Source organism: Lysinibacillus sp. BNK-21 (assembly GCF_048684915.1).
In the GTDB taxonomy this organism is placed as follows: Bacteria; Bacillota; Bacilli; order Bacillales_A; family Planococcaceae; genus Lysinibacillus; species Lysinibacillus capsici.
Genome location: NZ_JBLQTS010000001.1, coordinates 322682 through 348317 on the forward strand (window position 1 = coordinate 322682; position 25636 = coordinate 348317).

Sequence of the window (25636 nt, forward strand, 5' to 3'; positions counted from 1 at the left end):
GAAAAGGGCCGACACCTATGAAGGAGCGATTATCGTCATTAGGTCCACAGTAGTGAATCGATCTGTGAGAAACTAACGGACATAACTCTCCTTAATAAGGGCAGCCCTTTCATTTTTTATTTCACTACAAAGGTATTAACAACATTCATTAATTCATCAGATAGCTCGGATAATACTTGAGCTTCTTCAGAAACTCGTTGTACTGTATTCAATTGAGAGGCAGAAGTTGCTGCTACTGCTCTTGTATTGTCCTTTGAATTGACTGAAAAATCTTCCATATCTTTTACGGCAGATGTTACTTCTTCCATACCAGCTGCCATTTCTTCAATTGTTGCAGAAAGCTCTTGAATTTGCCCTGTCACATGGTGAATGGAAGTTAAAATCTGGCTAAATGATTTTTCCGAATCATTGATCATGACAATACCATGATCTACTTCTTCTACAGCGTGAACCATGATATTTACAGATTCGTTTGTATCATGCTGGATATGAGAAATAAGTGTAGAAATTTCTCTTGCAGATGCCTCAGATTGCTCTGCAAGTTTACGTACCTCATCAGCAACCACTGCAAAGCCACTACCAGCCTCGCCAGCACGTGCAGCTTCGATTGCCGCATTCAATGCAAGTAAATTGGTTTGCGAAGCAATCCCTGTAATGATTCCTACGATTTCTTCTATTTTATTAGAATGATCGCCAAGTAATTTAACAGAAGCTGCAGATTGATTAACAGCTTTGCTAATAGCATTCATTTGTGCAACAGATTTATTTGTCGATTCATTCCCTCTTTCAGCTTCCTCTGATGCTAAAATCGAGGATTCTGAAATTTGATTGGACGTCATGGCAATACGTTGAATACCAATATTCATTTCTTCAATGGTAATTGTACTTTCTTTTGCCTTTTGTACTTGAAGATCAGCGCCACTTGCAATCTCCTGCATGGAAGATGCTACATTATTATATGAATCGGAAGCTTCTTGCATATTTACAGATAAAACATTGGCTGTGTTTGAAACACGCTCAGAAACAATCGTTGTACTCTTAATAACATTTTTTAAGTTATCGATCATAGAATTAAAATTTTGTGTGAGCATTCCTACTTCGTCTGTTGAAGTAACTGGTAATGGTTCCAGCTCTAAATTACCTTCTGCGACTTTTTTAGATTGTAAGGAAAGTTGTTGAATTGGTGTTAATTTTTTTCTTAAAAGAGTGTAAACAGCAATGGATGAACCAATTAAGAAAATAACCGTTACTAATAACGTCCATAGGGCTTCAGACATCGCTTTTCCTGTTACCATTGATACGTCATAGTCAATGGCATAAGCAGCCAGCATATTCCCATTCTCATCCAAGATTGGTGTAAGGCCTGTTTTATAGCTACCATATTCATCGCTATAAATATCTGTTGCTGTTGCTTTTTTTGTATCAAAGACTTCTTTAATTCTTGCTAGGAAATCTGGAGATAAACCCATTGCAATCATATCTTGGTTATACTCTGCCCCTAGTTCAAGTATACTAGATGATAGAACAGGTGCATTAATATTTTCACCGTTAACTGTAATTAAAAATAGATTGGTAATGCTATCTGAATTATCATTGATTGCATCCATTTCACTAGTTAATCGTAGAGCATCAGGGTTACTATTTGTAGGATTCTCTAATATCGATTTTAGTGTAGTAATATCAATGGTTTTGGCTAGGATCATGCCTTTGTCAGAAAGAGATTGATTCATGTCTGTTAAATTACTATTTCTTACTATATAATAAGAAAGACCTAAAGTAACTAATCCAAATAATAATAAAATACTCACTACTATTGCAGTTAATTTCTTACTAATAGACATTTGCTGCTTCTTGCGTGTTTTCATGCTTTTCCTCCTAATATGATATAGCAAATATTTCAAGCTAAGGACTATAAATGGATAATTTAGTCAATGTACTACACATTGAAGATGTTGATGTTATTCGTAGAAGTCCAGATGCGTTTTAACTATTTATAAATGCAAAATAATCTATTTATCCCCTATCATTTAACTACTATACTGCCAAAAAAATTGATTCACAACCCAGAAAACTTACTATTTCAAGTCATGATTTCTATAAATAAATGATGATATATAGTTTTTTAGTCTATATATTTTTTAGGTTAGGTTAAATTTTTACAAAAAGCTATATATTTCCTAGTATAAAAAAGAAGTATGCTCAGATCTAACTTATTTTTAGTTGATTAAAAATTTGGCTGAAATACCAATTTCCAATTCCTTGTTAGGGCTTTTTACTTATTTTGTCATGACTTATATGTAAAGGAATTTGATGATTATTGTTATGGGAATAAAATGAAAAAAGGTTATTTCTTTATTCTTAAATAAAGAAATAACCTTTTCTATTGTTGCTAAGGCCGCGGATTACCAAATATGCCCGGTAAAATATTAGGGAGTCCAGGTATTAATGGTGGTGGGAAACCAGGATATTGCCCCCCTGGACGTGGCGGATAAGGTTGCGGTGGATAAGGCTGTGGTGGATAAGGACGTGGCGGATAAGGTTGAGGCGGATATGGTGGATATGGTGGATATGGTGGTGGGTATGGCGGCGGATAGGAACTACCAGGAGGTGTTCCTGTACCTGCAGCAGTGATTTGACTAACATCCACAGTCACTATTTGACCATTATCTAACTGAATTTCAGCAGTTCTTCCTCCAGTTCCGAATGTCCGAATTAATGTACCTGAATAAGTACCAGTAGGGAGTGTTACCCATATTTTCATACCTGGGCGAAATTGACTGTTAAAATCATCAGGGGCTAATCTAGGATAAACCAATGAAACACACCTTTCTTCATTTTTTCTAACATATGCCTATTACGATTTTTGTCATAGGCTATAGGCTATGGATGCTTAAGTTCGAATTTGTTATAAAATAAAACGATTTTCATTATAATAAGGGAAAAAGCTAAAAGGATGTTTAGCACATGGCAATTATTAAGATAAAAAAAATAAACATACAAAATTTACGAAATGTACGACAGGGTGAAATTGTTCTCACAGTAAATTTTGAGACATTTCTACAAGCGAATGTTGTTGGCCTATATGGACAAAATGGCTCTGGAAAGACAACCATTGTAGATGCATTTAGTTTATTGAAGACACTTCTATCAGGATGGCTTGCTGAAGTGAAGTTGCCCTCTCAAAAGAAGCGACTTATATTGGCAGGAGAGCAAACAGCTAGCATGGATGTAGAATTTCTAGTTCAGAATCAATTCGGTACATTTTTTGTGAATTACTATGTGGAGCTACAGGAGGATCAACATCGACTATATACTACGTTGGAGCGCCTTACCTATCGAGAAAACACGAAAGGGAAGCGATCAAAGATTTTAGTGGCTGTGACGGAGAGGGATGTACAAATTCGTCAATCGAAACTGGATGATTTGAGTGAACAAGCACGAATTCAATTACTGGTTATTCAACAGTTAGCAAGAAAACAATATATGTCATTTCTATTCCATAAAGATATAAAGACATTATTACAGGAACGGCTTTCTGAGCTAGAAATGCAGTTGCTACAAAATATTGCTGTTGATTTTAGTCGAGACTTACATGTTGTTAATACTCAAAATATTGCCCCACTATTTGAAGAACGGATGATGCCATTCAGTATTCATTTAGAGAAAACAAGAGGTCTTATTCCTTATGATTTAAATGGACCAGCTTTATTACCAGAGGATGCATTCTATGCATTATGTGAAGTTATTGAACAAAGTAATCAAGTGCTCTCAGCAATTATTCCTGGTCTGACGATTAAAATTAATATCATTACAAAGCAAATGATGGACAGTGGCGAGCAAGGAATTCGTTTTGAATTTTTGTCTCAGCGTGGGGAGCAGGAATTACCGCTACGAACAGAGTCAGAGGGAATTTTAAAGATCATTTCTATTCTTAGTGTATTAATTGCTGTATACAATAATCCGAATGCATGCGTGGTTATTGATGAATTAGATTCAGGTGTATTTGAATATTTGTTAGGTGAGTTGTTAACAGTGATAGATGAGGATGGAAAAGGGCAACTTATTTTTACTTCCCATAATCTACGTGTGTTAGAGGTGCTAGCTATTAAAAATTTATGGTTTACGACAACAAATGAACATCACCGTTATATGCAGCTAAAAGGTATCAAAGAAGTGAATAACGCTAGAGATGTCTATTTACGTGCTATCCAGCTTGGCGGGCAAGAGGAAGAGATATATAAGGAAACTAAAACATTTAAAATAAAGCGGGCTTTTCGTAAAGCAGGTGTTCAACATGACTAAAAAAGTACTTTTGATTATTGTGGAAGGGCAGACGGAGCAAATTATTTTAGAGGATTATTTAGATGCTCATTTTGCGAACTCCACAATACGTTTTGATGTACAACGAGAAGATATCTTAACAAAGTGGGATGCGCACAAACGAATACCGAATATTAAAAACAGTGTTGTACGAGTGATTCAAAGCTATCTTGAAAAATATAAATTTTTAGCCAATGATTTAACAGCGGTTGTTCATATTACAGATGCAGATGGATGCTTTATTGCACCAGAGTGCGTCAAGGTAGATGAGCGTATCGAGCAAAACTTATTTTATACAGAGGATGCTATTTTAGTGAAGTCGGATAAACGCAAAGAACAAATAGAACAACGCAATGATATGAAGGCTAAGAATGCTAGAATTTTGATTGCCAATGACCACTTTAGCATTAACCGTATGAAAGTACCTTATCAATTATTTTATTTTTCTACGAATTTAGAACATGTCTTATGGAATGAGCGCAATGAAATCCCAACAGAAAAAATACAAAAAGCAGATGAATTTATGGACAATCTGACATGCACGATTGAGGAATATTTAAGCACCTATCTCCCAGTTAGTTCAGAGTTGTCTTATAGGGAAAAAATAAAGAAAAGTTGGTCATTTTTAATGGAAGGCTGTCATTCATTGCATCGTGGCACGAATGTACCGCTATTGTTTGAAATGATTAAAACAGATGTAAAGTAAAAACAGGTGACGAATGGAGTCACCTGTTTTTATCTAGAGTACGTTAGTGCATTTGCTCATAGCTTCGAATATGAGTTAATATAGCTGGATCTTTAATTTTTGTATCTTCACATAGTAATAAGAGCTTGGTCATGATCTCAGCCGTCCGTGGATCATCATCCACCATCGGTAAGAAAATTCGTCCACGATGCTGAGATGGGACAGCAATAATTGGGATCATGGAACCGCCTATTTGATGCACCACACCACTTCCTAAATGTAAGGAGTAACTTGCTAGCTTACCTTCTATGAGGGCATGTTGCTTTTTCACTTCCACATTGTTTAGCTTCAATAATTTAGCCAATTCTTCTACGATAATACTGCGCATTTCAACAGTAGAATGACTTGCCTCAGGGTCTACACCACCAACATGAGCTACGCTGACAACAAGATCAATATCTCGCATAACCTCAGAGAATATCGCAGCTGGAATATCATCTAAAACGATATCTTTGCCTGTTAGTCGATCATAGAAGTAAACACCTTCGATTGCAGGTGCTTCAATTTCTGCTGGCGTAAACCAATCTGCCTGTGCATACAAGGATGCCACAATATTTTCCTTATAATATACTTTACGTGGTCCTGTTTCATAGCTGATTTGCCAGCCACGTGTTTTCAACAGGGCTACTGTTTGTGAAGGATTTACTTGATGCCCTGCATAGCGCAATGAATGTTTCTGTGCTTTTTCATCAGCATTGATGAGATATAACTCACGGAACACTTGCTTAAATGGCTGTTTAATGTTGTGCTCGAACATATAGGATTGCCACTGTCTCCATTGACCGCTCTCTAGAAGATGGTAAGGATGAGCAATCTTTATAGAGGACGTAGGAGCAAGGTTCACAATGTCAGCCGATAAAAGCTGTAAACCTTCTGATGTCAGCATTCCAACGTAATTATCGCTAATAAATAGTAGTTTTTGTAACAGCGGAGCTAGAATCGGATGAGCTAATAAATGAATGAGCTCCTCGACCGAAAATACTGTTTCTAATTCCATTGCTTGCTCAAGCGCTGGGCGTGCTCGTTTATATTGTTCTTGTAAGTCTTTTCGGGCTTCCTGCAAGGTTACAATATCAGCATGCTTTTTTAATGCAGCAGGAACGTTCTTTAGACGTTTACCATCCTTTTCAACAATAATAGCTACAGAGGCATCATCCTCTATTTGTAGATGGGCTGTAATTTGCTCGATTTGTTGTGCTTTAAATAAATGCTTCATATCGTTAAAGGCAGATAACTCCATACGCCATGTGAAGCGAGTGGCTTCTCCATCCCCTGCATTGCGCGCTAAATTTTCTAGAGCGATACTTGCTGCTCGAGCCTCACTTGCGCGGCGTTGAGCACCAAATTGCTTACTTTCCTTCAAAAACTGTTGAATAAATTGATAGCGTGTCAGGGCGTCTTTGTCATCTGATTTTATGAAAGGGATAAGACCAAGTGCGCGCAGTTTATCTTTATTGCGTTTATCTTGAATTTCTTGCATTAACGTTTTTGGACTGAGTTTACCGATGGCTGTATCGGCATAAAGCTGTGCCCGACGATGGTTGGCTCCTTCAGAAGCATATTTTGCAGCATCATAAACAAGTTTGAATTTCTTAGCTCCAAGTGTTTGATAGGCGCTTTGGAACCAAGCTAAATCGAATGCACCATCACGGAAATCCTCAGCAGTGATGCTAGAGAAAAGGGCAATCTGATCTTTGGCAAAGTCGGATAAAGAATCTGTGGTGTGAGCAATAAAATACCAGGCTGATTCTTTTAGTCCATCCCAGCCAATCACTTCACTGACAAGGTCTATCCAATGCTGGTTATACATCATTGCTTCAATTAATCGTTCTTTAGAAATGTCTGTTTTCTGCCAAGCTTCTTTTAATTGCTGCGCTGTTTCTTCTTTTTTGGGGTAACAGTTAGTTAGCAATCGGGAGAATACATCCTTTTTCGTTTCTGCCTGCCAAATATATCCTCTCGCAAGCTTTTCTCCGTCAAGTGCCTGTAGAATCTGTAAGAAATAATCAATACCCTCAAAATAAGAAATGCTACTAGCAAGCTTTGTTACAGCAGTAGGCGTATCACCACGTTTTAGCTCTATGGCTAAAATACGATCAATCGCTTGTTCACGAATAGCAAAGAAATCTGTTAAATCTTCAAACGATTGTTGATAGCGTTCTTGTAACTTAGTTGGCTCATTAAATATTTCTGAAGCGAGCGTGTTGGTAAATATGGCTTCAAATAAGTGATCTTGCGTAAATAAACCAACTTTCATGGCGTCTAAATATTGGAACAAAGATAAATTGTAGACGTTTGGGCTATAGCTTGCATTTTTCATACGCTTTGTTAGCTCTTCATTAACAGCTAGCATTTTGACATATTCACCATAGGTTGAGTAATCAGACCAGCATCGATCAACGAATGACTCAACGACATCTAAATCGATAATAGTAGAAGTGGAACGATAGTAATAATAACCCTTCTCTCGAACATCAAGTTGCCACTGATCAACAGGGATTTGTTTGAATAGCTGTAACATTATGCCTACTGCCTGTTCGAAGCGATTAAATTCGGGTGCATGCTTTTCGAGTAATGAAAGTGCTTCCTGATGCAGCACTGTATCACCTGAGATTTTGTCGATGTCTTGGGATAGCACTGAGAAAATCTGTTGAATTGTATCGTCATATTTCAAGGAATTAAATTGCGCAACACGTACTTTTAAATCTTTGTATTGGAAGAACGGTTTGATTAGTGTATGAGCTGCTTCGGAAAGATCATGAGCAGCAGGGTATTCTGATAGATTATGGTAAAAATTAAAATAGGCTAAGTCCTCATTACTAAATAATGCTGTCTTCATCCATTGAACAATTTCTTCGGGGATAGGATAAGCATCAAGACTAGCATGTCGTTGATTATCCGATTTAGTTGCCATTACACTATATCTTTGTCCTAATGTAGTGCTAATGGGAGTGTCATTCCATTGGTATGTTTCATAGTCTAGTTCAGCATGTTGATCTAAAACCTGAATAAGCTGTTCAAGCTTAGATAATAACTTATCAACATCATATTGAAAGAATTTTTCAAAAGGTGTAGGTTCCTGTATATAAAGTGGAGCAAGCTGTTGCCAAGGCTCTACACCATTCATTTGAATGGCTCCATCCGAAATACAGCCATATTGAATAGGGGGATGTGGTGTATACAAGCCAAAGCCATTACTCTCGTTATACTCAGGGACATCCCTTGTAATTAATTGCTCTAACAAAACTTGCTCGTTTTTAGTTACTTTTGGTAATAAGGAGCATAAAGCTGTAATTTGCTCGCTTGCTAAGTTGTATTGCTTAGAGGCTACTAGTAGTAATTCAAGCCCTCCAAGTCTCTTTAACTGCTTACTATCTTTTATCAGCCTTTCAGCACTTTGTAACAGATTATTCTGTGCCTGAACTTTTAAGAGTGAAATAGCCTCTTTACGAAGTGCACCTGATTTATTAGCTAAAAGATCTTCAATTTTTGCTATTTCTTCTTCTGTTGGTGTTAGAGCATGTATTTTCTTTAACGCAAGAGAACGATTGATGGAACTGCGATCCCGTAATGAATTAAATAAAAATTCACGTTGACCTTCTGTGACAGGGTCAAGACAATAAATATTCAGTAGGCCGATTCTGCTAGATGGTGAGTAAGAATCTGCATGCTCAATAATTCGTTGGAATAATGCCTCGTCTTGTACATGATGGGCTAAAATAATTTGTGTTGAAATTAAATCTTCTAATGACAAATGGACATGGACAAAGGATAGAGGTTTACCTGTAATGTTAAGTCCATCTTTCGTAATTTCATTTTTTGCCCACTCAAGCTGTTCAAATAAAAGGTATTCAATCCCTTGTAACTGTGTGTTTTCTTGCATGAAGGTTTGAAGGATTTGCGCCCATTCATTGTCTCTTGCATACTCACTATTAATATGGTGATTAGCATAAAGAAAATTGCCCCATGCAAAGGCAAACAACTCGATATCTTTTGTTGATAAGATTAAATCCTTTACAAATGGCGCAGTGAAGGAAATTTTCGATAAGTTTTTCAAAAAGGCAAGCGTTGTAAGTTGGATATGCTTGTCACGCTTTAAGAGTATTGTTACAAGGTCATTTAACTTCGTATAGTCCTTTGTAGCAGTAGCCCATAATACAACATAAATATCAATTGTACGTTCACTCGTTAACAATTGCTCAACAAAGCTGTCTTCTTCGATTGCTTGGATGGCTAATGCAAGAACTTCCTCTGTTATTTTTTGATTTTCGAAACTATTATAGCCAAGTCCCATCCAAGTATCGACTGCTCGAATTACAGAGGAGAAGCGTGTTAGGCGATGTTCCTGAATAAGCTTCATCATGTTGAGTTGTGCATCAAGATTGCCATGGTCAATATTTTCTACTATTGCCTGTCGTAAACCTTCTTGTCGTGCAGCTGCTAATAAGAGTTTGCCAAGTGCATCATGCATCCGATGATTACTTGATTTAAAAATACCTCGAATGAATGGATGGCCGAAAAAGCTACTTTGATGTTCATCAAATAAAATACCTTCTACTGCTTCTTCAATTGACGGGTTTTCTAATGATAGTTCTTCAGCAAGCAACTGCTCAAAGACATTAAAACCCATTACTTTTGTATTTTCATTCTTTAAGACATAGGAGCTATAGTTTGGATAGGTTCCATGCTCATATTGACGATGATTCGTTAACAACTCCTGCAAAGTAATTTCCTCAAATGTCAGCATTTCTTCTATTAACTGTAAACATTGAAACAGATGGTCTTGCACTGGTTGAGAAGAACGAAAAGATCGACGTAAAACACCTCTTTGGAACATTGTAGCATCAAAGCGTAATGCTAGTTTCTTGATCTTAAGTGCACGTTCTTGTGAAGAAAACATGGTAAGCACTTCAAATAATGGTCCACTAAATAGTTCTTCAAGTGAGGAATATTGCTGAGCAGCTATAAGCGTTTCAATGTCATAATCTCTATTGTCCATGTATTTTAACAATGCAGCTGCTAAAGGCTGTATTGCTATAGGTGCAGAATCAACTATACTTTGAAAATGTATTTTTTGTTCATGTGAAAGTGTCATATAAATCCCTCCTTACCAAATTCGTCCTGCAAGCATAGTAAGTTTAATAAATGTAAAGACATCGTCTTCCTGTATGTTTAATGGTGTAGAAAGAGAATCTAAAGATTCTTCATTATGAAGGACTAAAAACAGCTCGTCCTGAAAGGCTTGAAGCATTGTGGAAATAGCTTGATCCACTGACTGTACAGTATCCTTTTTCTTTTCTCCAAAATGTACTTTGCCATATTGAGCAGCTTCTTCTAGTTGCTGATCCGATAAATAAACATGAAGTGGTGTATCTACCATTTTCTCATTAAATTGTTGAACCTGCTGTGTAACAAGCTGAACAAGTAAATCTTGTAACGTTATGACAGGCTCTTCAATTGAAAATGAAATTTTTTCAAGTTTACGAGACTTCTTACCGATTACTTTTTGCTGGTAAAATAAACGCAATCTAACACCTCCTTACAATAATTTCATTATACAAGAGTGAGAACAGGGAAAAGAATAAGGCATATGACGCTAGTTGCGTAAAAAAATTTGGGAAAAGTGTTATCAAAAGTAGCCTGCTACAACTGATTTGTAGGGTAGAAAGTGGGTAAAAATTTACTGAAGATTATGCGGAAAATAGAACATTTGTACGATTATTGTTATCAAGATAAGTATCATTTTGCGTTTTTTTATTCTAATAACGGTGAAGAAGCAGAATATATTACTCAGGTAACTTTTTAGACATACGTATTTAAAAGAACATTCTTTCATGAAATCTCGTAAACGAAGATTATTCTCATTAGTATTAAATAGGTGACATAATACAGCCTACTATTTATTTGCTATAAATAGTGGTGTACTTTTGTGGAGTTGTTAAGAGACATCTTTTCATCTCTGATTTCATAAGCTTTATAGGTATGATTTTATAAAGCTAGAAGGAGGCAAAATCATTCAAATACACGTTGTACGGGCTGGCGAGTCTTTATGGGGAATTGCACAGGCGTATGGGGCTACGGTTCAGAGCATTATAGATGCCAATCAAATTCCAGAGCCAAATCGTTTAGTTGTGGGGCAAGCTCTTGTAATCCCGATTGTCGGAAGCTTTTATTATGTACAGCCAGGTGATAGCCTATGGTCAATTGGCCAACGTTTCGGTATTAATTATGTAACACTTGCACAAGTAAATGGCATTAATCCAAATCAACCATTAGCAGTTGGAACGAGATTATATATCCCACAGCCACCAAAAACAAGGGCAGAAACATTAGCCTATTTAGAGCCGAGAGGAACATCAGTTAGTGAAGCACTCTTGAATCAAGCGAGGGAAGCGGGTCCTAATTTAACATATTTAGCTTTATTTAGCTATGAGGCTAGGCGTGATGGTACTTTACAGAAGCCACCAAGCCAAGGTGTGACACAAATTGCAAATGATACGGGAGCATCAATGGCAATGGTTATTTCTAATTTGGAGAATTTTAGTTTTAGTGGTGAATTAGCGAGAGATATTTTTCAAAGTACAGCTGTTCAAGATTTATTATTTGATAATATTCTTGCAGAAGCAAAGCGACTTGGGGATGTTAAAGATATCCACTTTGACTTCGAAAATTTGCCAGCAGATCAACGACAAGCCTATAACAATTTTTTAAGAAGAGCTGTAGAAAAATTTCACGCTCAAGGATATACAGTGTCTACAGCATTAGCTCCTAAAACAAGTGATAGTGAACGAGGACCATGGACAGCGGCACATGATTATAGAGCACATGGGGAAATCGTGGACTTTGTTTTACTCATGACTTATGAATGGGGATATTCAGCTGGCCCACCAATGGCCGTTTCACCTCTCCCAGAGGTAGAAGCAGTTGTAAAATATGCGGTGAGTGAAATACCTGCAAGCAAAATTATGTTAGGGCAAAATTTATATGGCTACGATTGGACGTTACCTTTTGTTCAGGGGGGACCGTATGCAGAAGCGCTTAGTCCACAGCGAGCCATTGAAATTGCTAAACGTTATAATGCAGCAATTCAGTATGATTGGAGAGCCCAAGCACCATTTTTTGAATACTATGATGAGCAAGGTAGGGCGCATATGGTATGGTTTGAAGATGCTAGATCTATTCAAGCTAAATTCAATCTCATTAAACAATATAACCTTCGTGGTATTGGTTATTGGAAATTAGGACTACCATTCCCTCAGAACTGGGTGTTAATTGGTGCCAATTTTGATGTGGTAAAGAAATGAGAAAATGAAGAAAAAAGGACGGATTGCCCAATGTATTTTCTTCGAAGAGGAAATTATCTGTAAAATTCATTTCTAATCATGGGTAAATATATTATAATTATGGTAAATAGTATTTTAGGAGGTATATTTTGGGTAAATTTAAAAAGTTAGGTATTATTTTAACCACTACTGCATTTTCTGTTGGTATTCTAGCACCCGTTTCACAAGCTTCTGCAAATGTGAAAGAACCTTCAGAGCGTATTGCAATACAGTTGGCTGCCTCAGAGACGAAAGTGACAAAAGGTATGCTAATTAACAAATTACGTGCACTATTCCCTGAAGAGTTCAAATTTGTAGCTGATAATGAGTTTAATTCTGGAGGCGGTCATTTCTTTAGAGATGATACAACGGTCCGTTATGATTTAAACTTCCATAAAACGGTAAATGGTAAAGATGTATATGGTGGTTTTACATTTAAAGGTGAAGATTTAGAGTTAGAACATTTCTATTATCAGCCAGCTAATATCGCTGAAGCAGTATATCCCGCAAAATATTCAGAGACTGAAGCAAAAAAAATTGCAGATGACTTCCTAAGAAAATTTGCGAAAATAGAGAACTATAAACTCCGTGAAGATGGCTTCGGTTATTACAATGTCATTAATCGTCCATTATCACAACCAATTACCTACTCATTTGTTTATTCACCAACCTATAATGGAGTGCTTATTGGCGATCAAAGTATCACTATAGATGTTCTTGCTAATGGTCAAATAACAGGAATGTATAAAAATACAGAATCAATTGGTAAAGCAACCTTTGATAGCTCAAGCCAGAAAAAAAATGAGGAAGAAATTGTTTCACAAGTACGTGATAACTTAGCAGTTGAACTTCGTTATTACGTTGACTATTTTAGCGATCAACGTAATGTGAAGCTTGTCTATATGCCAGCAACAGGATTTAATGGTGTACATGCTTTAACAGGTCAATGGCAAACAACGAATGGCTTCTCTACACAAGTTCCAAAGACGAAAAGCGCTGAGAAAATATCCTCACAGCAATTACCACCAAGAAAAAGCGGTATGACAGTAGCAGAGGTTGAGGAATTCGCTAAAAATTTATTAAAAGTTGATGAAGACAAGGCAAAGCTCACTATTGATATGGTTGACGAAAGAGAAAATGACAATGGTGAAACAGTTTATACAGTAAATTACATGTATATGTACAATAATGGCGGGTCTGGTACCTCTTTAGAAATTAATAAGGCAACAGGCGATATCGTGCAGTATCACGATATTATGAGAGATTTTATCAACACTGACAAAACAACTACCCTCTCTAAGGATGCGGCATTAGCAAAGGCGATTGAATACTTAAAGCAATGGGCTCCATCCTATTTACATGAGTATTCGATGCCAATTGATGATCCTGTATATGATGATTATAGTAAAGATTATTACTTCTCCTTCCCACGCATCGTAAACGGGATTGCGGTTGTTGGAGATGAAATAAACGTAGGTATTGGCTCTGATGGGTCATTACGTTCATTGAATGTTAATAAGCAAAAGATTAATAACTGGCCTTCTCTTAGTCAGGTAATCTCTGCTGATAAAGCAAAAGAAGCATATAGTAAGGCCCTTACATTACAGTTACAATATATAAAACAAGATACTGAAGGTAAACAACATTATGATCTAGTCTATGCTCCAACTTACAACGGTAGCTTAGTTAATCAGATTGATGCAATTACTGGTGAATGGTTGTATGAGGTAGATGACTCAAAAGAAAAACCATCTATTTCACACCCAACAGCAGCCAATGAATTAAATTATCTTTTACATCAAAATGTATTAGAGGTAAAAGATATAGCAAACTTTAATGCTGATGCTGCTGTGACAAAGGGAGAAGCATTAAAGATTCTACTAAAATCTTTAACATATGGCCATTTTGGTAGTGGCGATGGTGAAAAGCAAACCTTCAGCAATATCGATAAAAACCATCCATTATATGGAGTGGTTGAACAAGCTGTAAGAATGGGAATTTTACAGCCAGCAAACCAATTCACTTTGGATGAAACATTGACTCGTCAAGAGCTAGCAGTATGGGCTGTTAAAGCAATGCAATTGGAGAATGTTGCAAAGTATAAGGATATTTACAAATTAAACTTTGCGGATGCAGCTTCTATTGATCCAGCGTATACAGGCTATATAGCAATAGCAAATGGGATGGGGCTGATTGATACACAGCAAAATAACTTTAATGCTACCAAGAGTGTGTCATATGCTGATTTAGCTGTGTCAACAGTTCGTTTAGCAAAAGCTATTCAAGAAAATAAAGTGGATCGTAACTTCTATTATTAAGTCGCATTCCATGAAAAGGGTATCTCCTTATTTGTAGGAGATGCCCTTTTTAGGTTAGTTTGTAGAAGAATGGGGAAATAATATGTAAAGAAAGGAGTGAATAAATTGAAATTGAAATTTATTTTAGTGATTTCTTTAATGACTGTTATTCTTTACGGCTGTAATAAGGATGAGGTAAAAGATGTGCCTGCAAATGCTCCAGCAGATCAGAATGCTACACAACAGACGGGTGAGACGCCAACTGACCAAGTGACATTTAATTTTTTAGAGTTTTCTTTAGATGTTGATTACTCTGCAACGGAGTCTTATGAGGTAGAATATGAGGATAAAAAAACAGGAATAGAAGCAAAATTAGAAGATGATCGAAAAAATGAAAAACTGCAGGGCGATGAAGCTTATACTAAATTAGAGCCGTTATTTAAGCAGTTGAATTTTGATTCTACAACATCTAATGATGAAGTGATTGATCAAGTAATCAAAGTATTTAATATTGAAGATAACTATCAATCCATTGAAGTGGATGTCGAATTTGTAGACGGCAATGAAAAGGAATTTAAACGAATTAAATAATAAAAACAAGCCAGCTAGCTGATTTAATCAGTTAGCTGGCTTTACATTCATTTACATTCTCGTACCCAATGTCGATGTTTAGCAAGGGCATGAACAAAAGATTTTGGATCGGTTGCAACCCCATGTTTATTGGCTATATGCTGTAAAAATAAAACATTTTCCGTATAACCTATTGTTTTACAGTGCTGATAGGCTTGTTCAATAAACTGTTCTGCTTTTGCTTGTTCATAGGAATTCTGAAAGGCTCCTGTAACATAAACCCCATCATAAAGAACTGAGGAGGTAGTAGCAAATGTTTCGTGAATTTCATAACCGCTTACTATGCCTTGTTTATTACTTACTAGTTCAACTACGATATCTTCACTTAAAAATGTAGCAATAAGTTCATTTAATTTTTCACTACTATTTTCTGTAACAATTACAGCTACTTTATTAGATTTGACACTTTCCTTTGCATTGATTACTTGGCTAACAGCAGGAGAAGTTTGTTGAATATGTGGTACTTCCACTTCTACAGGTGGAACTATACCAATACGCTCAGCGATAGCTGAAGCAAGTGAGTAACTGACATGAGCATACATGTCTACAACTTGTTTTCGAATCGCTTTATTTTTTACTTTGCCAAGTTCAAAGCTAAAGGCATCGATAATATGCTTTTTCTCAATATCTGTCATACTAAGCCAGAATAATCTTGCTTGAGAAAAATGGTCTTTGAAGCTCTCACTACGTGCACGTACTTTATGCCCTTCAACTTTTTCTTCATAATGCTTATATCCACCATCTGCTTCAGAAACAGGATGTGGTGTATTATTGGCTAAGGAATTTTTATGGTAGCTAACTTGTCCCACATTAATGGTTTGTCGGCCATAGCCATCTCGTTGGTTATTATGAAATGGACAAATTGGTTTATTAATAGGAAGCTCATGGAAATTAGGTCCTCCCAGTCGTATTAACTGTGTATCGGTGTAGGAGAATAAACGACCTTGTAATAAAGGATCATTTGAAAAATCAATGCCAGGCACAACATGCCCGACATGGAATGCGGCTTGTTCCGTTTCTGCAAAAAAATTATCCACATTTTTATTCAAGGTCATTTTCCCAAGAATGCGTACTGGAATTTCTTCTTCAGGCCATATTTTCGTGGCATCAAGAATATCGAAACTAAATTTGAATTCATCTTCAACGGGAATAAGTTGCACACCAAGCTCCCACTCTGGGAAATACCCACGTTCAATGGATTCCCATAAATCTCTGCGGTGAAAATCGGGATCTTTTCCAGCAATGATTTGTGCTTCATCCCATACTAATGATTTTACCCCAAGTACAGGTTTCCAATGAAATTTAACAAAGTGGGCTTTTCCTTCGGCATTGATAAAGCGATAAGTATTAACACCAAAGCCCTCCATCATTCGGTAGCTTCGTGGAATCGATCTATCTGACATATGCCACATAACCATATGAGCAGACTCCTGATTATTTGCAATGAAATCCCAAAAAGTATCATGGGCACTTTGTGCTTGTGGTATTTCGTTATTTGGTTCTGGCTTTACAGCGTGTACAAAATCGGGGAATTTAATAGCATCTTGAATAAAAAATACTGGTATGTTATTTCCGACTAAATCATAATTGCCCTCTTGTGTATAAAACTTAGTAGCAAAGCCGCGTGCATCACGAACAGTATCTGCAGAGCCTTTAGACCCAGCAACGGTAGAGAAGCGGACAAAAACAGGGGTTTTAGTGCCTTTTCCATTTAAAAATTGAGCCTTTGTAATATCACTTGCGCATTCATATGTTTCAAAAATTCCATGAGCGGCTGAGCCACGTGCGTGTACTACTCGTTCAGGAATTCGTTCATGGTCAAAGTGAGTCATTTTTTCACGGAAATGAAAATCCTCTAGTAAAGTGGGTCCTCGCTCACCTGCTTTTAGTGAATGTTCATCTTCCGATATTTTTAATCCTTGATTGGTTGTAAGAGGTTGATCTTTATCACTTACTCGGAATGCTTCTAGCTGTTGTTGTTTTTGATTGACATCTTTTTTCATTTAGAATCCTCCTTTATAAGTTACAACTACCTTCTACCCGAACGAAAAGATGGCAAACATAAAGAAACAAATTGTTTGCTGTTTAAAAATGTATATGTTATTATTATCTCGAATTAGAGATAATTAAATTCGAAGTAAAAAGAGGGAGTCGTATGAAGCAAAACAATCGTAACTTAAAAGCATTTACGGTCTTGTTCCGAGCATATCAAACGATTCAAGATGCAACTAGAAGAGATTTACTTCAATTCGATTTAAATCAAACTGAATTTTCGGTTCTTGAATTTTTGTATCATCATGGAGAACAACCAGTTCAAATGATTGGTAAAAAAATATTAATTGCAAGCAGTAGTATTACTTATGTGATTGATAAGCTCGAGCAAAAGGGCTATGTGTACCGTAAGGCATGTCCAAGAGATCGTCGTGTTACATATGTATTACTAACGCTTGAGGGACAGGTTTTGATGGAGGAAATATTCCCTAAGCATGAACAGAAAATAAATGAGATATTTGAAGTATTGGAAGCTCAGGAGCTGGACAACATGATTTTATCACTTAAAAAAGTTGGCAAGAACGCCACTAACCAATAAAAAAATTTAAATATATATCTCGATATCGAGATATATAGGAGGAGCATACTATGAATCATTTAAAAGGTGTACACCATGTAACGGCTATCACAAGTAGTGCTGAAGAAAATTATAAATTCTTTACCTATGTTTTAGGAATGCGCTTAATAAAGAAAACAGTGAATCAGGATGACATTCAAACATACCATTTATTCTTTGCAGATGATAAGGGTAGTGCGGGTACAGATATGACGTTCTTTGATTTCCCTAATATCCCAAAAGGTGTACATGGTACAAATGAAATTTCAAAGACTTCTTTCCGTGTACCAACGGATGCTGCTTTAGATTATTGGATAAAGCGCTTTGACCGTTTAAATGTGAAGCATACAGGTATGAAAGAACAGTTTGGTAAGAAAACACTATCTTTCGTAGATTTTGATGATCAGCACTATCAGTTAATTTCTGATGAGCACAATACAGGTGTGGCGGCAGGTACGCCTTGGCAGGATGGCCCCATCCCACTTGAGTATGCCATTACAGGTTTAGGACCAGTATTTGTCCGTGTCGCTAATTTTAAATACTTTAAGGATGTTTTAGAAAAGGTAATGCTCTTTACAGAGATTGCAGATGAAGAGGACTTCCATTTATTTGAAGTAGGTGAGGGAGGAAATGGCGCCCAGATTATTGTCGAGCACAACACAGTGTTACCCGTTGCTCGTCAAGGTTTTGGTACTGTTCACCATGCTGCCTTTCGTGTAGAGGATCGTTCGGTATTAGATGAATGGACTGCACGTTTCGAAAGTTTTGGTTTCCACACTTCTGGCTATGTAAATCGTCATTTCTTTGAATCATTGTATGCACGAGTAGCTCCGCAGATTTTATTTGAATTGGCTACAGATGGTCCAGGATTTATGGGCGATGAACCATATGAAACATTAGGAGAAAAACTGTCATTACCACCATTTTTAGAACCAAAACGTGAACAGATTGAAAGTCTTGTTCGTCCGATTGACACTGTAAGAAGTTCCATTATGTTCGATAAAGAATATGAGTAACACAATTTCATCCAGTTGGGAAAGCAAAGCCCCACTGGATGTATACATAACTGTATAGGGGGATAAAAAAATGGAATTTTCCAAGCTGATTGATAAGCGTCGCTCTGCTAATAATTTTATCAAGGACGTTAAAATGACTGAAGAAGATATACGCCCTATTTTGGAGGATGTTAAGCTTGCCCCTTCAGCATTTAACTTACAGCATGCTAATTATATTGTTGTGCTGGATGAGGATATGAAAGAAAAGGTGAGAGAGGCAGCATATGGTCAATATAAAGTACATTCAGCTTCAGGTGTAATTCTTGTACTAGGTGACAAGGAAGCATATAAAAATACTGCTGAGTTAAGTCAGGGCATGGTGGATTTAGGCATAATTACAGCGGGTGAACTAGAGGATATTGTAGCAGAGAATACAAGATTTTATGAGGATCGCGGTGAAGGATTCATGAAAGATGAAGCCATTCGTAATGCTTCTCTGTCTGCAATGTTATTCATGCTAGCTGCGAAAAATCGTGGTTGGGACACTTGCCCAATGATTGGCTTTGATAATCAGAAAATGCGTGAGCTTTTCAATGTGCCAGAAACACATGAAATAGCCTTAATGATTACTATTGGAAAAGAAAAAGAAAGCAGTCGTCGATTACGTGGGTATCGCAAGCCAGTTGAAGAATTTGCCATTTATTATTGAAATGGTATAAAATACAATAGCTATACAAATACTATGAATAATGTACATTTAGGAGGAAACATCATGAAAGTAGTAGCAATCGTAGGTAGTATCCGTAAAGAATCTTATAATATGCAATTAGCTCAATTTATTCAAAAACGTTATACAGAAAAGTTAGATCTTGAAGTATTAAGCTTAAAGGACCTACCAATGTATAATCAAGATATTGAAAATGAGGCTCCACAAGCAGTTCTTGATTTTAAAGCAAAAGTAAAAGCTGCAGACGCTGTACTTTGGGTTACACCTGAATATAATGGTACAGTTCCTGGGGTTATGGTAAATGCTATTGATTGGCTATCTCGTGTAGATAAAGTAATGATTGGCAAACCATCTATCATTATGGGTGCATCAATGGGGAATTTAGGTACTGTAAAAGCACAATTACATTTACGTGATATTTTATTCTCTCCAGGCATTAACTCACCATTACTTAGCGGTAATGACGTTTATATTGGTGCTGTTCACACTAAATTTGATGAAGAAGGCAATTTAACTGATGAAGGTACAGTGAAATTCCTTGACGTAGTTATTGATAATTTCTTAAGTTGGGCAAAAAAATACGTTTAATTAAAATATAACCCATAAGTATACAATATACTTATGGGTTATATTGTTGAAAAAAAGAGGATGTCACTAGCAAAAAAAGCTCTTTTGTTAAGGCGAATGGTTGATTTCGGTTCCGCTAGCGTCCGATGCCGCTTCCCTCAATTCCGTTCGCTCTAGGGTCTACTCTGTGACGCTAGCTCCTCTCCCATCAACCATACATCAAGAGATTATTTTTCATATTAGCAGTAGCGGATAAAATAGCCCATTAGAGAAAGGATAGGCACTTGGAGAAGTGATTAGTTACCCATAAAATCTTTGCTAAGATGGTAATTCTTGTGAAACGGCAAGCCTTTTTCATACAAATTCTAATGAATGTTCAATACTATGACCCATAGGTATACAATATACTTATGGGCATTTTTTGTTTGGAAAGATGCTACTTCTGCATGAAATCTTCACACTTTCAAGATATACTTTTAAGAAATTCTAAAATGGTGGTTACGGATGAGAAAATTATCATTAAAGCTGGGCATTATCTTCTTCATCACATTGTTTTGTATTGAAACCTTTATGATGTTTTTTTTGCATGTTTCCTTGACGAATTCTAGAGTGGAAGAGGAACTAGAGCGTTTACAAGCGAGAGGAAATTCACATCGTACTATATTAGAACAGAACTTCAATAATGAAACACTAGCACATGTCGTTCTTATGGAATCAGAAGCAAGTACAGATGTCGTGGTGACTGACCATTTCGGGACAATCCTTGCATCCTCACAGCCACATCAAGAAATCAGTGATCTGATTCGTGAAATAGAGGGGGAAATACCTTATGAAGGAAGGGTTTTACAAGACAATTGGCAAGAAGTTAAAGCAATTGCGACTATAAGCCCTATTCAAAATCAGCAAGGAACGATTGGCTATGTATTTATGTTTCAAAATACCGATTCCATCCATGCATTAATGAAACGGCTGAATAAGCATTTTCTCATCGTGGGTATTGTATCTGGTCTAGTCAGTATTGCAGTCATTGTTGTTCTATCTCGTAAGCTGGCTAAGCCACTTATTCAAATGAAAGAGGCTACATTGAAAATGAGTAAGGGTGATTTTACAGTTGCTCTTTCTACGAATGGAAAAGATGAGCTTGGGGATTTATCAAATGCTATCCAGCTTTTATCCAATGATTTAAATCATCTAAGGCAAGAGCGTAAGGAGTTTTTATCAAGTATTGCACATGAGCTTCGTACACCGCTAACTTTTATTAAAGGCTATACAGACATTCTTGCTAAACGGGATTTAACAGGGCAAGATCGTCAAAAGTATTTAGCTATTATAATAGAAGAAACAAATAGACTTTCTAGATTAATCAAAGATTTATTTGATCTAGCGAAAATGGATGAAAACTCATTTGTAATTGAAAAACATTGCTTACATTTAGAGCCGTTTTTTACAAGCATTGAAGAAAAATTAAGTCCCGCTTTTCAAGATAAAGGTATCTATTTAGTTGTACGTTGTGATAATGGCTTAACACTATGTGCAGATGAAGCAAGACTTGAGCAAATTCTGATTAATCTATTAAATAATGCATTAATCTATTGTGCACCAGGAGATATGACTACAGTCACTGTAAAACAAGACAGTGGAATTTTAAGTATCATCGTTGAAGACACAGGGAAAGGAATTCCAAAGAAGGATTTACCGTATATTTTTGATCGGTTTTATCGAGTGGAAAAATCACGTAGTCGTGCTTTAGGTGGATCTGGACTTGGGCTTGCTATTGTCAAGGAGCTTGTACAAGCACATGGGGGAGAAATAAAGGTTAGAAGTGAAATAAATAAAGGGACTACTTTTGAATTATCATTTAAAGGAGTAGAAACGAGTGAAAACGATTTTATGCATTGATGATGAACCAAGAATGTTAGATTTATTAACCCTTTATTTGGAACCACTATTTAATTGTAGAGCAATGTCTTCTATACAAGAGGCATTGGATTTTTTAGAAGAAGAGCATGTGGATTTAGTTCTTTTGGATATTATGATGCCAGAGATGGATGGGTGGCAGGTTTGCCAGGAAATTAGGAAGTTTTGGGATGTTCCTATCATTATGCTTACTGCAAAAGGAGAACACGCTGATATTGTAAAAGGTTTAAATCTTGGTGCTGATGACTACGTTTTAAAGCCTTTTGATGAGGAAGAATTGTTAGCACGCATACATGCTGTATTAAGAAGAACGATATCTGAAGAAAAAGTGATTAACTTTGAAGGGCTTTGTTTAGATAGAGAGTCCTTTGAAGTATATTTTCAACATAAGGCAATTCCATTAACACCAAAGGAATTTGCCATGCTCGCCCTATTTTTAGATTATCAAAATAGAGCATTTTCTAGAGAACACCTTATACATGCCGTTTGGGGATATGATGTAACGATTGAAGATCGTACCATTGATTCACATGTACGTAATTTACGAGAAAAATTAAGAAAAAGTGGTTTTCCGGCGGATGATTACTTGCAAACCGTTTGGGGCATCGGCTATAAATGGCATAAGTCTGCAAAGAGAAAGCAAATGGAACATAAAAGCTAGAAATTAACCTCTACCAGAATTGAAGGTAGAGGTTATTTCTATTATTTTGGACTAAGCTCTTCTTCTGTTACCCATTTATGATTTGTTACAGCTTCACCACTTGTAGTGGAAGTATAATCAACCATATATACAGTTGTTTGCACAGCCTCGTCAATAAGGACAGTCGCATTTTCCATACCTTCCATATGTGTTGCGTCCGTTTTTACTTCTGTTCCAGGAGCCAGTGGTGCTTCTTGTGGGTCAATTAATTCTTCATGAATTACCCACTTATGCTTTTCTATTCGCTTTCCACCAGTTGTAGGCTCATAGGAAATAACATAGGCAGTTGTAGTATAGGCACCTACTATTGTTGCTTCGGCCCCTTTCATACCTTCCATATGTCCATCTGTAATAATGGCTGTGCTTCCTATAGGAAATTTCGGATTTTCAGCTTTTTTTAACGTTACTGGTACTTCGCCAGAACTTGAATGGTTCATTGTAGAATGATCCATTTCTTCAGCAGCTTCATTAGAAGTGGACGCAGGTTTTGTTTGATCCTCTGTACAAGCCGATAAACTAATTAGAGCGACTACTGATAATAGTCCGACTGACCAACTTTTATTGAATTTCATATGATATCCTCCTCACTATGTGCTCCTAATGTAGCAAATAAATGTGCAGAAACGATGGATATAACCTATGAAAAACATTTCTTTAGTCTGGCGGGGAGATATGCTATTGAATGGGCATGATCTTCAATGTTTTTTGTAATCTATGGGCGAAGATACCAGCAAAAATAGCTAAAATAATATCTTTTGGTAGTGGAGGAATCATCCAAAGCCAAGCGAGCTTATATGAAAAATTCTCTGGCGCACTTGCCCATAGCTTATAGGCAAAAAACATCCAATTTGTTCCTATCAAATAATTTATAGCCGTTGCTACCAAAGCAGCTACGATAAAACTTTTCTTTGTTCCGCTTCGTTCTACGATTAACCCCGCAACAAATGCCGCAAATATAAATGTAATAATAAACCCAAAGGTAGGGCTTAAAATTTGGCCAATTCCACCACCGAAACGAGCAAAGACAGGAGCTCCTGCCAATCCTACGCACATATAAATTGTGCAGGCGAGCGCACCTTTTCTACTACCAAGAATAAGCCCTGCTAAAATTGCAAAGAAGGTTTGAAGCGTAATGGGTACACCACCAACTACCATAAAAGGTGCAAAGGAAGTGATATTAGCACCCACCATCATTAACGTTGTAAATAATCCAATGTAGGTAATGTCGACAGTTCTTAACTTATGGTGACTATGTTGTGTAACAGTTGCCATGATTTCACCTCGTTTTATAAGTTATTACTGCTAGTGTAAAAAACGAATACATTTGTGTCAACTTTATTATTTGTATAAGTTAACGCAATTACTGAATTAAATTGAAGTAGACTATCTATCTATAAAAATGTATGATAGAATCGTCACAATTTTATAACTTCAAATACTATTGGTGTGACATTTTGAATGTCACTTAAAAGGGAAGTCGGTGGAAGTCCGACGCTGTCCCGCAACTGTAACGATGAATCCTATAATATGATTTGCCACTGTTTAAGAATGGGAAGGCAATTATAGGATAGTGAATCGAAGCCAGGAGACCTGCCATTTAGTAATACCTGTAATGCCCACGAGGATGCAAGCAATTACGGACAATAGCTGGATATTTTTCTGACTTTGTTTAATCTTGGGTATTTCTATGCGCATTTTCGCATGGGATACCTTTTTTTATTGCTTCATTCATCAATATTCAGTAGGAGTTTAAAACAGATGAATAAAAAATTTATGTTATTTTCCTTCGTACTTTTCATGGTATTAATTGTTTCAATGACCTTTGCTGTAATGGTTGGCTCAGTTTCAGTTACACCGTTATATGTATGGAAAGTTATTCTTTCTAAAATTCCTTTTATACAAAATTCGATCGAGCAAGATTGGAGTCGCTCTCAGGAAATCATCATCTGGCAAATAAGAGCACCTCGTGTTTTGCTAGCTGCGATAGTAGGAGCGGGGTTAGCTATTGCAGGGGCGGCCATTCAGGCACTAGTACGTAATTCTATTGCAGACCCGTATATTCTAGGGATTTCTTCAGGGGCAGCTGTCGGAGCTACTTCTGTGATTATTTTAGGAGCCTTTTCATTTTTAGGTATTTACGCTCTTTCAGTATCCGCATTCCTTGGTTCATTACTTGCCATTGCACTTGTCTTTTTCTTATCACGTGTTGGGGGACGTGTCTCTATTTTCCGCTTGCTATTGGCAGGCATGGCTGTGTCCTTTATCTTAACGGCTATCTCTAACTTTATTTTAATGATGTCAAAGCAAGAAGGGGCCTTAAAGGCTGTTATGTTTTGGATGCTAGGTAGTTTAGCTGGAGCCAAATGGAATAATATTGTGATTCCAGCTTTCGTATTCTTGGTTGTATTTGGGCTACTGTGGCTACACTATCGCAATTTAAATTTATTATTACTAGGAGAAGAGGCGGCAGTGACATTAGGCGTTAATCTTCAGCAATTCCGTATTCAGTTAATACTACTAGTATCTCTATTAACAGGTGTGCTTGTCGCAGTTAGTGGTTCTATAGGATTTGTGGGATTGATTATTCCCCATATTGTGCGTTTAATTGTGGGCTCAAACTATAAATACGTAATACCTATCAGTGCTTTAATAGGTGGAATATTCTTAGTGTGGGCAGATGCTTTTGCTCGAATTATTATTGCTCCTCAGGAAATGCCAATTGGTATTATTACAGCTTTTTGTGGAGGACCATTTTTCATTTGGCTTCTCCGTCGTAACAACTATTCTTTCGGTGAAGGAGATTAACTT

19 protein-coding genes and 1 riboswitch are annotated in these 25636 nt (G+C 36.7%); of the genes, 12 read left to right on the forward strand and 7 right to left on the reverse strand.

Translation table 11 applies throughout. The features are described from left to right. Positions 1 to 116: 116 nt before the first annotated feature. Entirely contained in the window at positions 117 to 1865 is a 1749-nt protein-coding gene (locus ACMGGO_RS01655) for a methyl-accepting chemotaxis protein (protein ID WP_054548886.1), read from the reverse strand. 524 nt (positions 1866 to 2389) lie between these two features. Then, positions 2390 to 2815 (reverse strand): hypothetical protein, encoded by a 426-nt coding sequence (locus ACMGGO_RS01660; RefSeq protein ID WP_420281529.1) that lies wholly within the window; start codon positions 2813 to 2815, stop codon positions 2390 to 2392. A 149-nt stretch (positions 2816 to 2964) separates the two neighbouring features. Between ACMGGO_RS01660 and ACMGGO_RS01665 the strand changes: the two genes are divergently transcribed. Next, complete coding sequence (locus ACMGGO_RS01665) at positions 2965 to 4302, forward strand: ATP-binding protein (protein ID WP_259951103.1); 1338 nt, start codon at positions 2965 to 2967, stop codon at positions 4300 to 4302. After that, positions 4295 to 5026 carry a hypothetical protein gene (locus tag ACMGGO_RS01670; RefSeq protein ID WP_066038139.1) on the forward strand — a complete coding sequence of 244 codons (732 nt, stop codon included), beginning with the start codon at positions 4295 to 4297 and terminating at the stop codon, positions 5024 to 5026. Before ACMGGO_RS01665 ends, ACMGGO_RS01670 begins: the two co-directional genes overlap by 8 nt. 43 nt (positions 5027 to 5069) lie before the next feature. On the opposite strand, the gene ACMGGO_RS01675 is transcribed toward ACMGGO_RS01670, so the two are convergent. Beyond that, the gene (locus ACMGGO_RS01675) at positions 5070 to 10160 is read right to left on the reverse strand and encodes a DUF4132 domain-containing protein (RefSeq protein ID WP_420281530.1); all 5091 of its coding nucleotides are present in this window, start codon (positions 10158 to 10160) and stop codon (positions 5070 to 5072) included. A 12-nt stretch (positions 10161 to 10172) separates the two neighbouring features. Next, a complete protein-coding gene (locus ACMGGO_RS01680) occupies positions 10173 to 10592 on the reverse strand; it encodes a hypothetical protein (protein WP_048394944.1) in 420 nt (139 codons plus the stop codon). A gap of 604 nt (positions 10593 to 11196) precedes the next feature. Between ACMGGO_RS01680 and ACMGGO_RS01685 the strand changes: the two genes are divergently transcribed. The 3 genes from ACMGGO_RS01685 (at position 11197) to ACMGGO_RS01695 (ending at position 15275) form a co-directional block, all read left to right on the forward strand. Further along, entirely contained in the window at positions 11197 to 12369 is a 1173-nt protein-coding gene (locus ACMGGO_RS01685) for a glycosyl hydrolase family 18 protein (protein ID WP_412758673.1), read from the forward strand. 128 nt (positions 12370 to 12497) lie between these two features. Further along, on the forward strand, positions 12498 to 14705 hold the full coding sequence (locus ACMGGO_RS01690) for a YcdB/YcdC domain-containing protein (RefSeq protein WP_420281531.1): 2208 nt from the start codon (positions 12498 to 12500) through the stop codon (positions 14703 to 14705). A 96-nt stretch (positions 14706 to 14801) separates the two neighbouring features. After that, entirely contained in the window at positions 14802 to 15275 is a 474-nt protein-coding gene (locus ACMGGO_RS01695; RefSeq protein ID WP_231595732.1) for a YusW family protein, read from the forward strand. 47 nt (positions 15276 to 15322) lie between these two features. Here ACMGGO_RS01695 and ACMGGO_RS01700 read toward each other — a convergent pair whose 3' ends face one another. Beyond that, on the reverse strand, positions 15323 to 17317 hold the full coding sequence (locus ACMGGO_RS01700; protein ID WP_048394948.1) for a catalase: 1995 nt from the start codon (positions 17315 to 17317) through the stop codon (positions 15323 to 15325). A 152-nt stretch (positions 17318 to 17469) separates the two neighbouring features. Between ACMGGO_RS01700 and ACMGGO_RS01705 the strand changes: the two genes are divergently transcribed. The 6 genes from ACMGGO_RS01705 to ACMGGO_RS01730 all read left to right on the forward strand — a co-directional run bounded on the left by ACMGGO_RS01705 (position 17470) and on the right by ACMGGO_RS01730 (position 22789). Beyond that, the gene (locus ACMGGO_RS01705; RefSeq protein WP_004224400.1) at positions 17470 to 17904 is read left to right on the forward strand and encodes a MarR family winged helix-turn-helix transcriptional regulator; all 435 of its coding nucleotides are present in this window, start codon (positions 17470 to 17472) and stop codon (positions 17902 to 17904) included. A gap of 50 nt (positions 17905 to 17954) precedes the next feature. Then, positions 17955 to 18938 carry a ring-cleaving dioxygenase gene (locus ACMGGO_RS01710; protein ID WP_420281532.1) on the forward strand — a complete coding sequence of 328 codons (984 nt, stop codon included), beginning with the start codon at positions 17955 to 17957 and terminating at the stop codon, positions 18936 to 18938. A gap of 70 nt (positions 18939 to 19008) precedes the next feature. Next, complete coding sequence (locus ACMGGO_RS01715) at positions 19009 to 19626, forward strand: nitroreductase family protein (protein WP_004224402.1); 618 nt, start codon at positions 19009 to 19011, stop codon at positions 19624 to 19626. Positions 19627 to 19689: 63 nt separating this feature from the next. Next, positions 19690 to 20232, forward strand: a complete 543-nt coding sequence (locus tag ACMGGO_RS01720) for an NADPH-dependent FMN reductase (protein ID WP_048394950.1) — start codon at positions 19690 to 19692, stop codon at positions 20230 to 20232. A gap of 483 nt (positions 20233 to 20715) precedes the next feature. Then, positions 20716 to 22110, forward strand: coding sequence for an ATP-binding protein (locus ACMGGO_RS01725; protein ID WP_420281533.1), 1395 nt, complete (start codon positions 20716 to 20718; stop codon positions 22108 to 22110). Next, complete coding sequence (locus ACMGGO_RS01730; RefSeq protein WP_054548876.1) at positions 22088 to 22789, forward strand: response regulator transcription factor; 702 nt, start codon at positions 22088 to 22090, stop codon at positions 22787 to 22789. The genes ACMGGO_RS01725 and ACMGGO_RS01730 overlap by 23 nt, the downstream gene beginning before the upstream one ends. A gap of 41 nt (positions 22790 to 22830) precedes the next feature. Here ACMGGO_RS01730 and ACMGGO_RS01735 read toward each other — a convergent pair whose 3' ends face one another. Continuing rightward, positions 22831 to 23400 carry a YdhK family protein gene (locus ACMGGO_RS01735; RefSeq protein WP_420281534.1) on the reverse strand — a complete coding sequence of 190 codons (570 nt, stop codon included), beginning with the start codon at positions 23398 to 23400 and terminating at the stop codon, positions 22831 to 22833. A 103-nt stretch (positions 23401 to 23503) separates the two neighbouring features. Continuing rightward, the gene (locus tag ACMGGO_RS01740; RefSeq protein ID WP_048394956.1) at positions 23504 to 24100 is read right to left on the reverse strand and encodes a biotin transporter BioY; all 597 of its coding nucleotides are present in this window, start codon (positions 24098 to 24100) and stop codon (positions 23504 to 23506) included. A 153-nt stretch (positions 24101 to 24253) separates the two neighbouring features. After that, positions 24254 to 24441: riboswitch (cobalamin riboswitch) on the forward strand. A 145-nt stretch (positions 24442 to 24586) separates the two neighbouring features. On the opposite strand from ACMGGO_RS01740, the gene ACMGGO_RS01745 reads away from it, so the two are divergent. Next, a complete protein-coding gene (locus tag ACMGGO_RS01745; RefSeq protein WP_066038133.1) occupies positions 24587 to 25633 on the forward strand; it encodes a FecCD family ABC transporter permease in 1047 nt (348 codons plus the stop codon). Positions 25634 to 25636 lie beyond the last annotated feature (3 nt).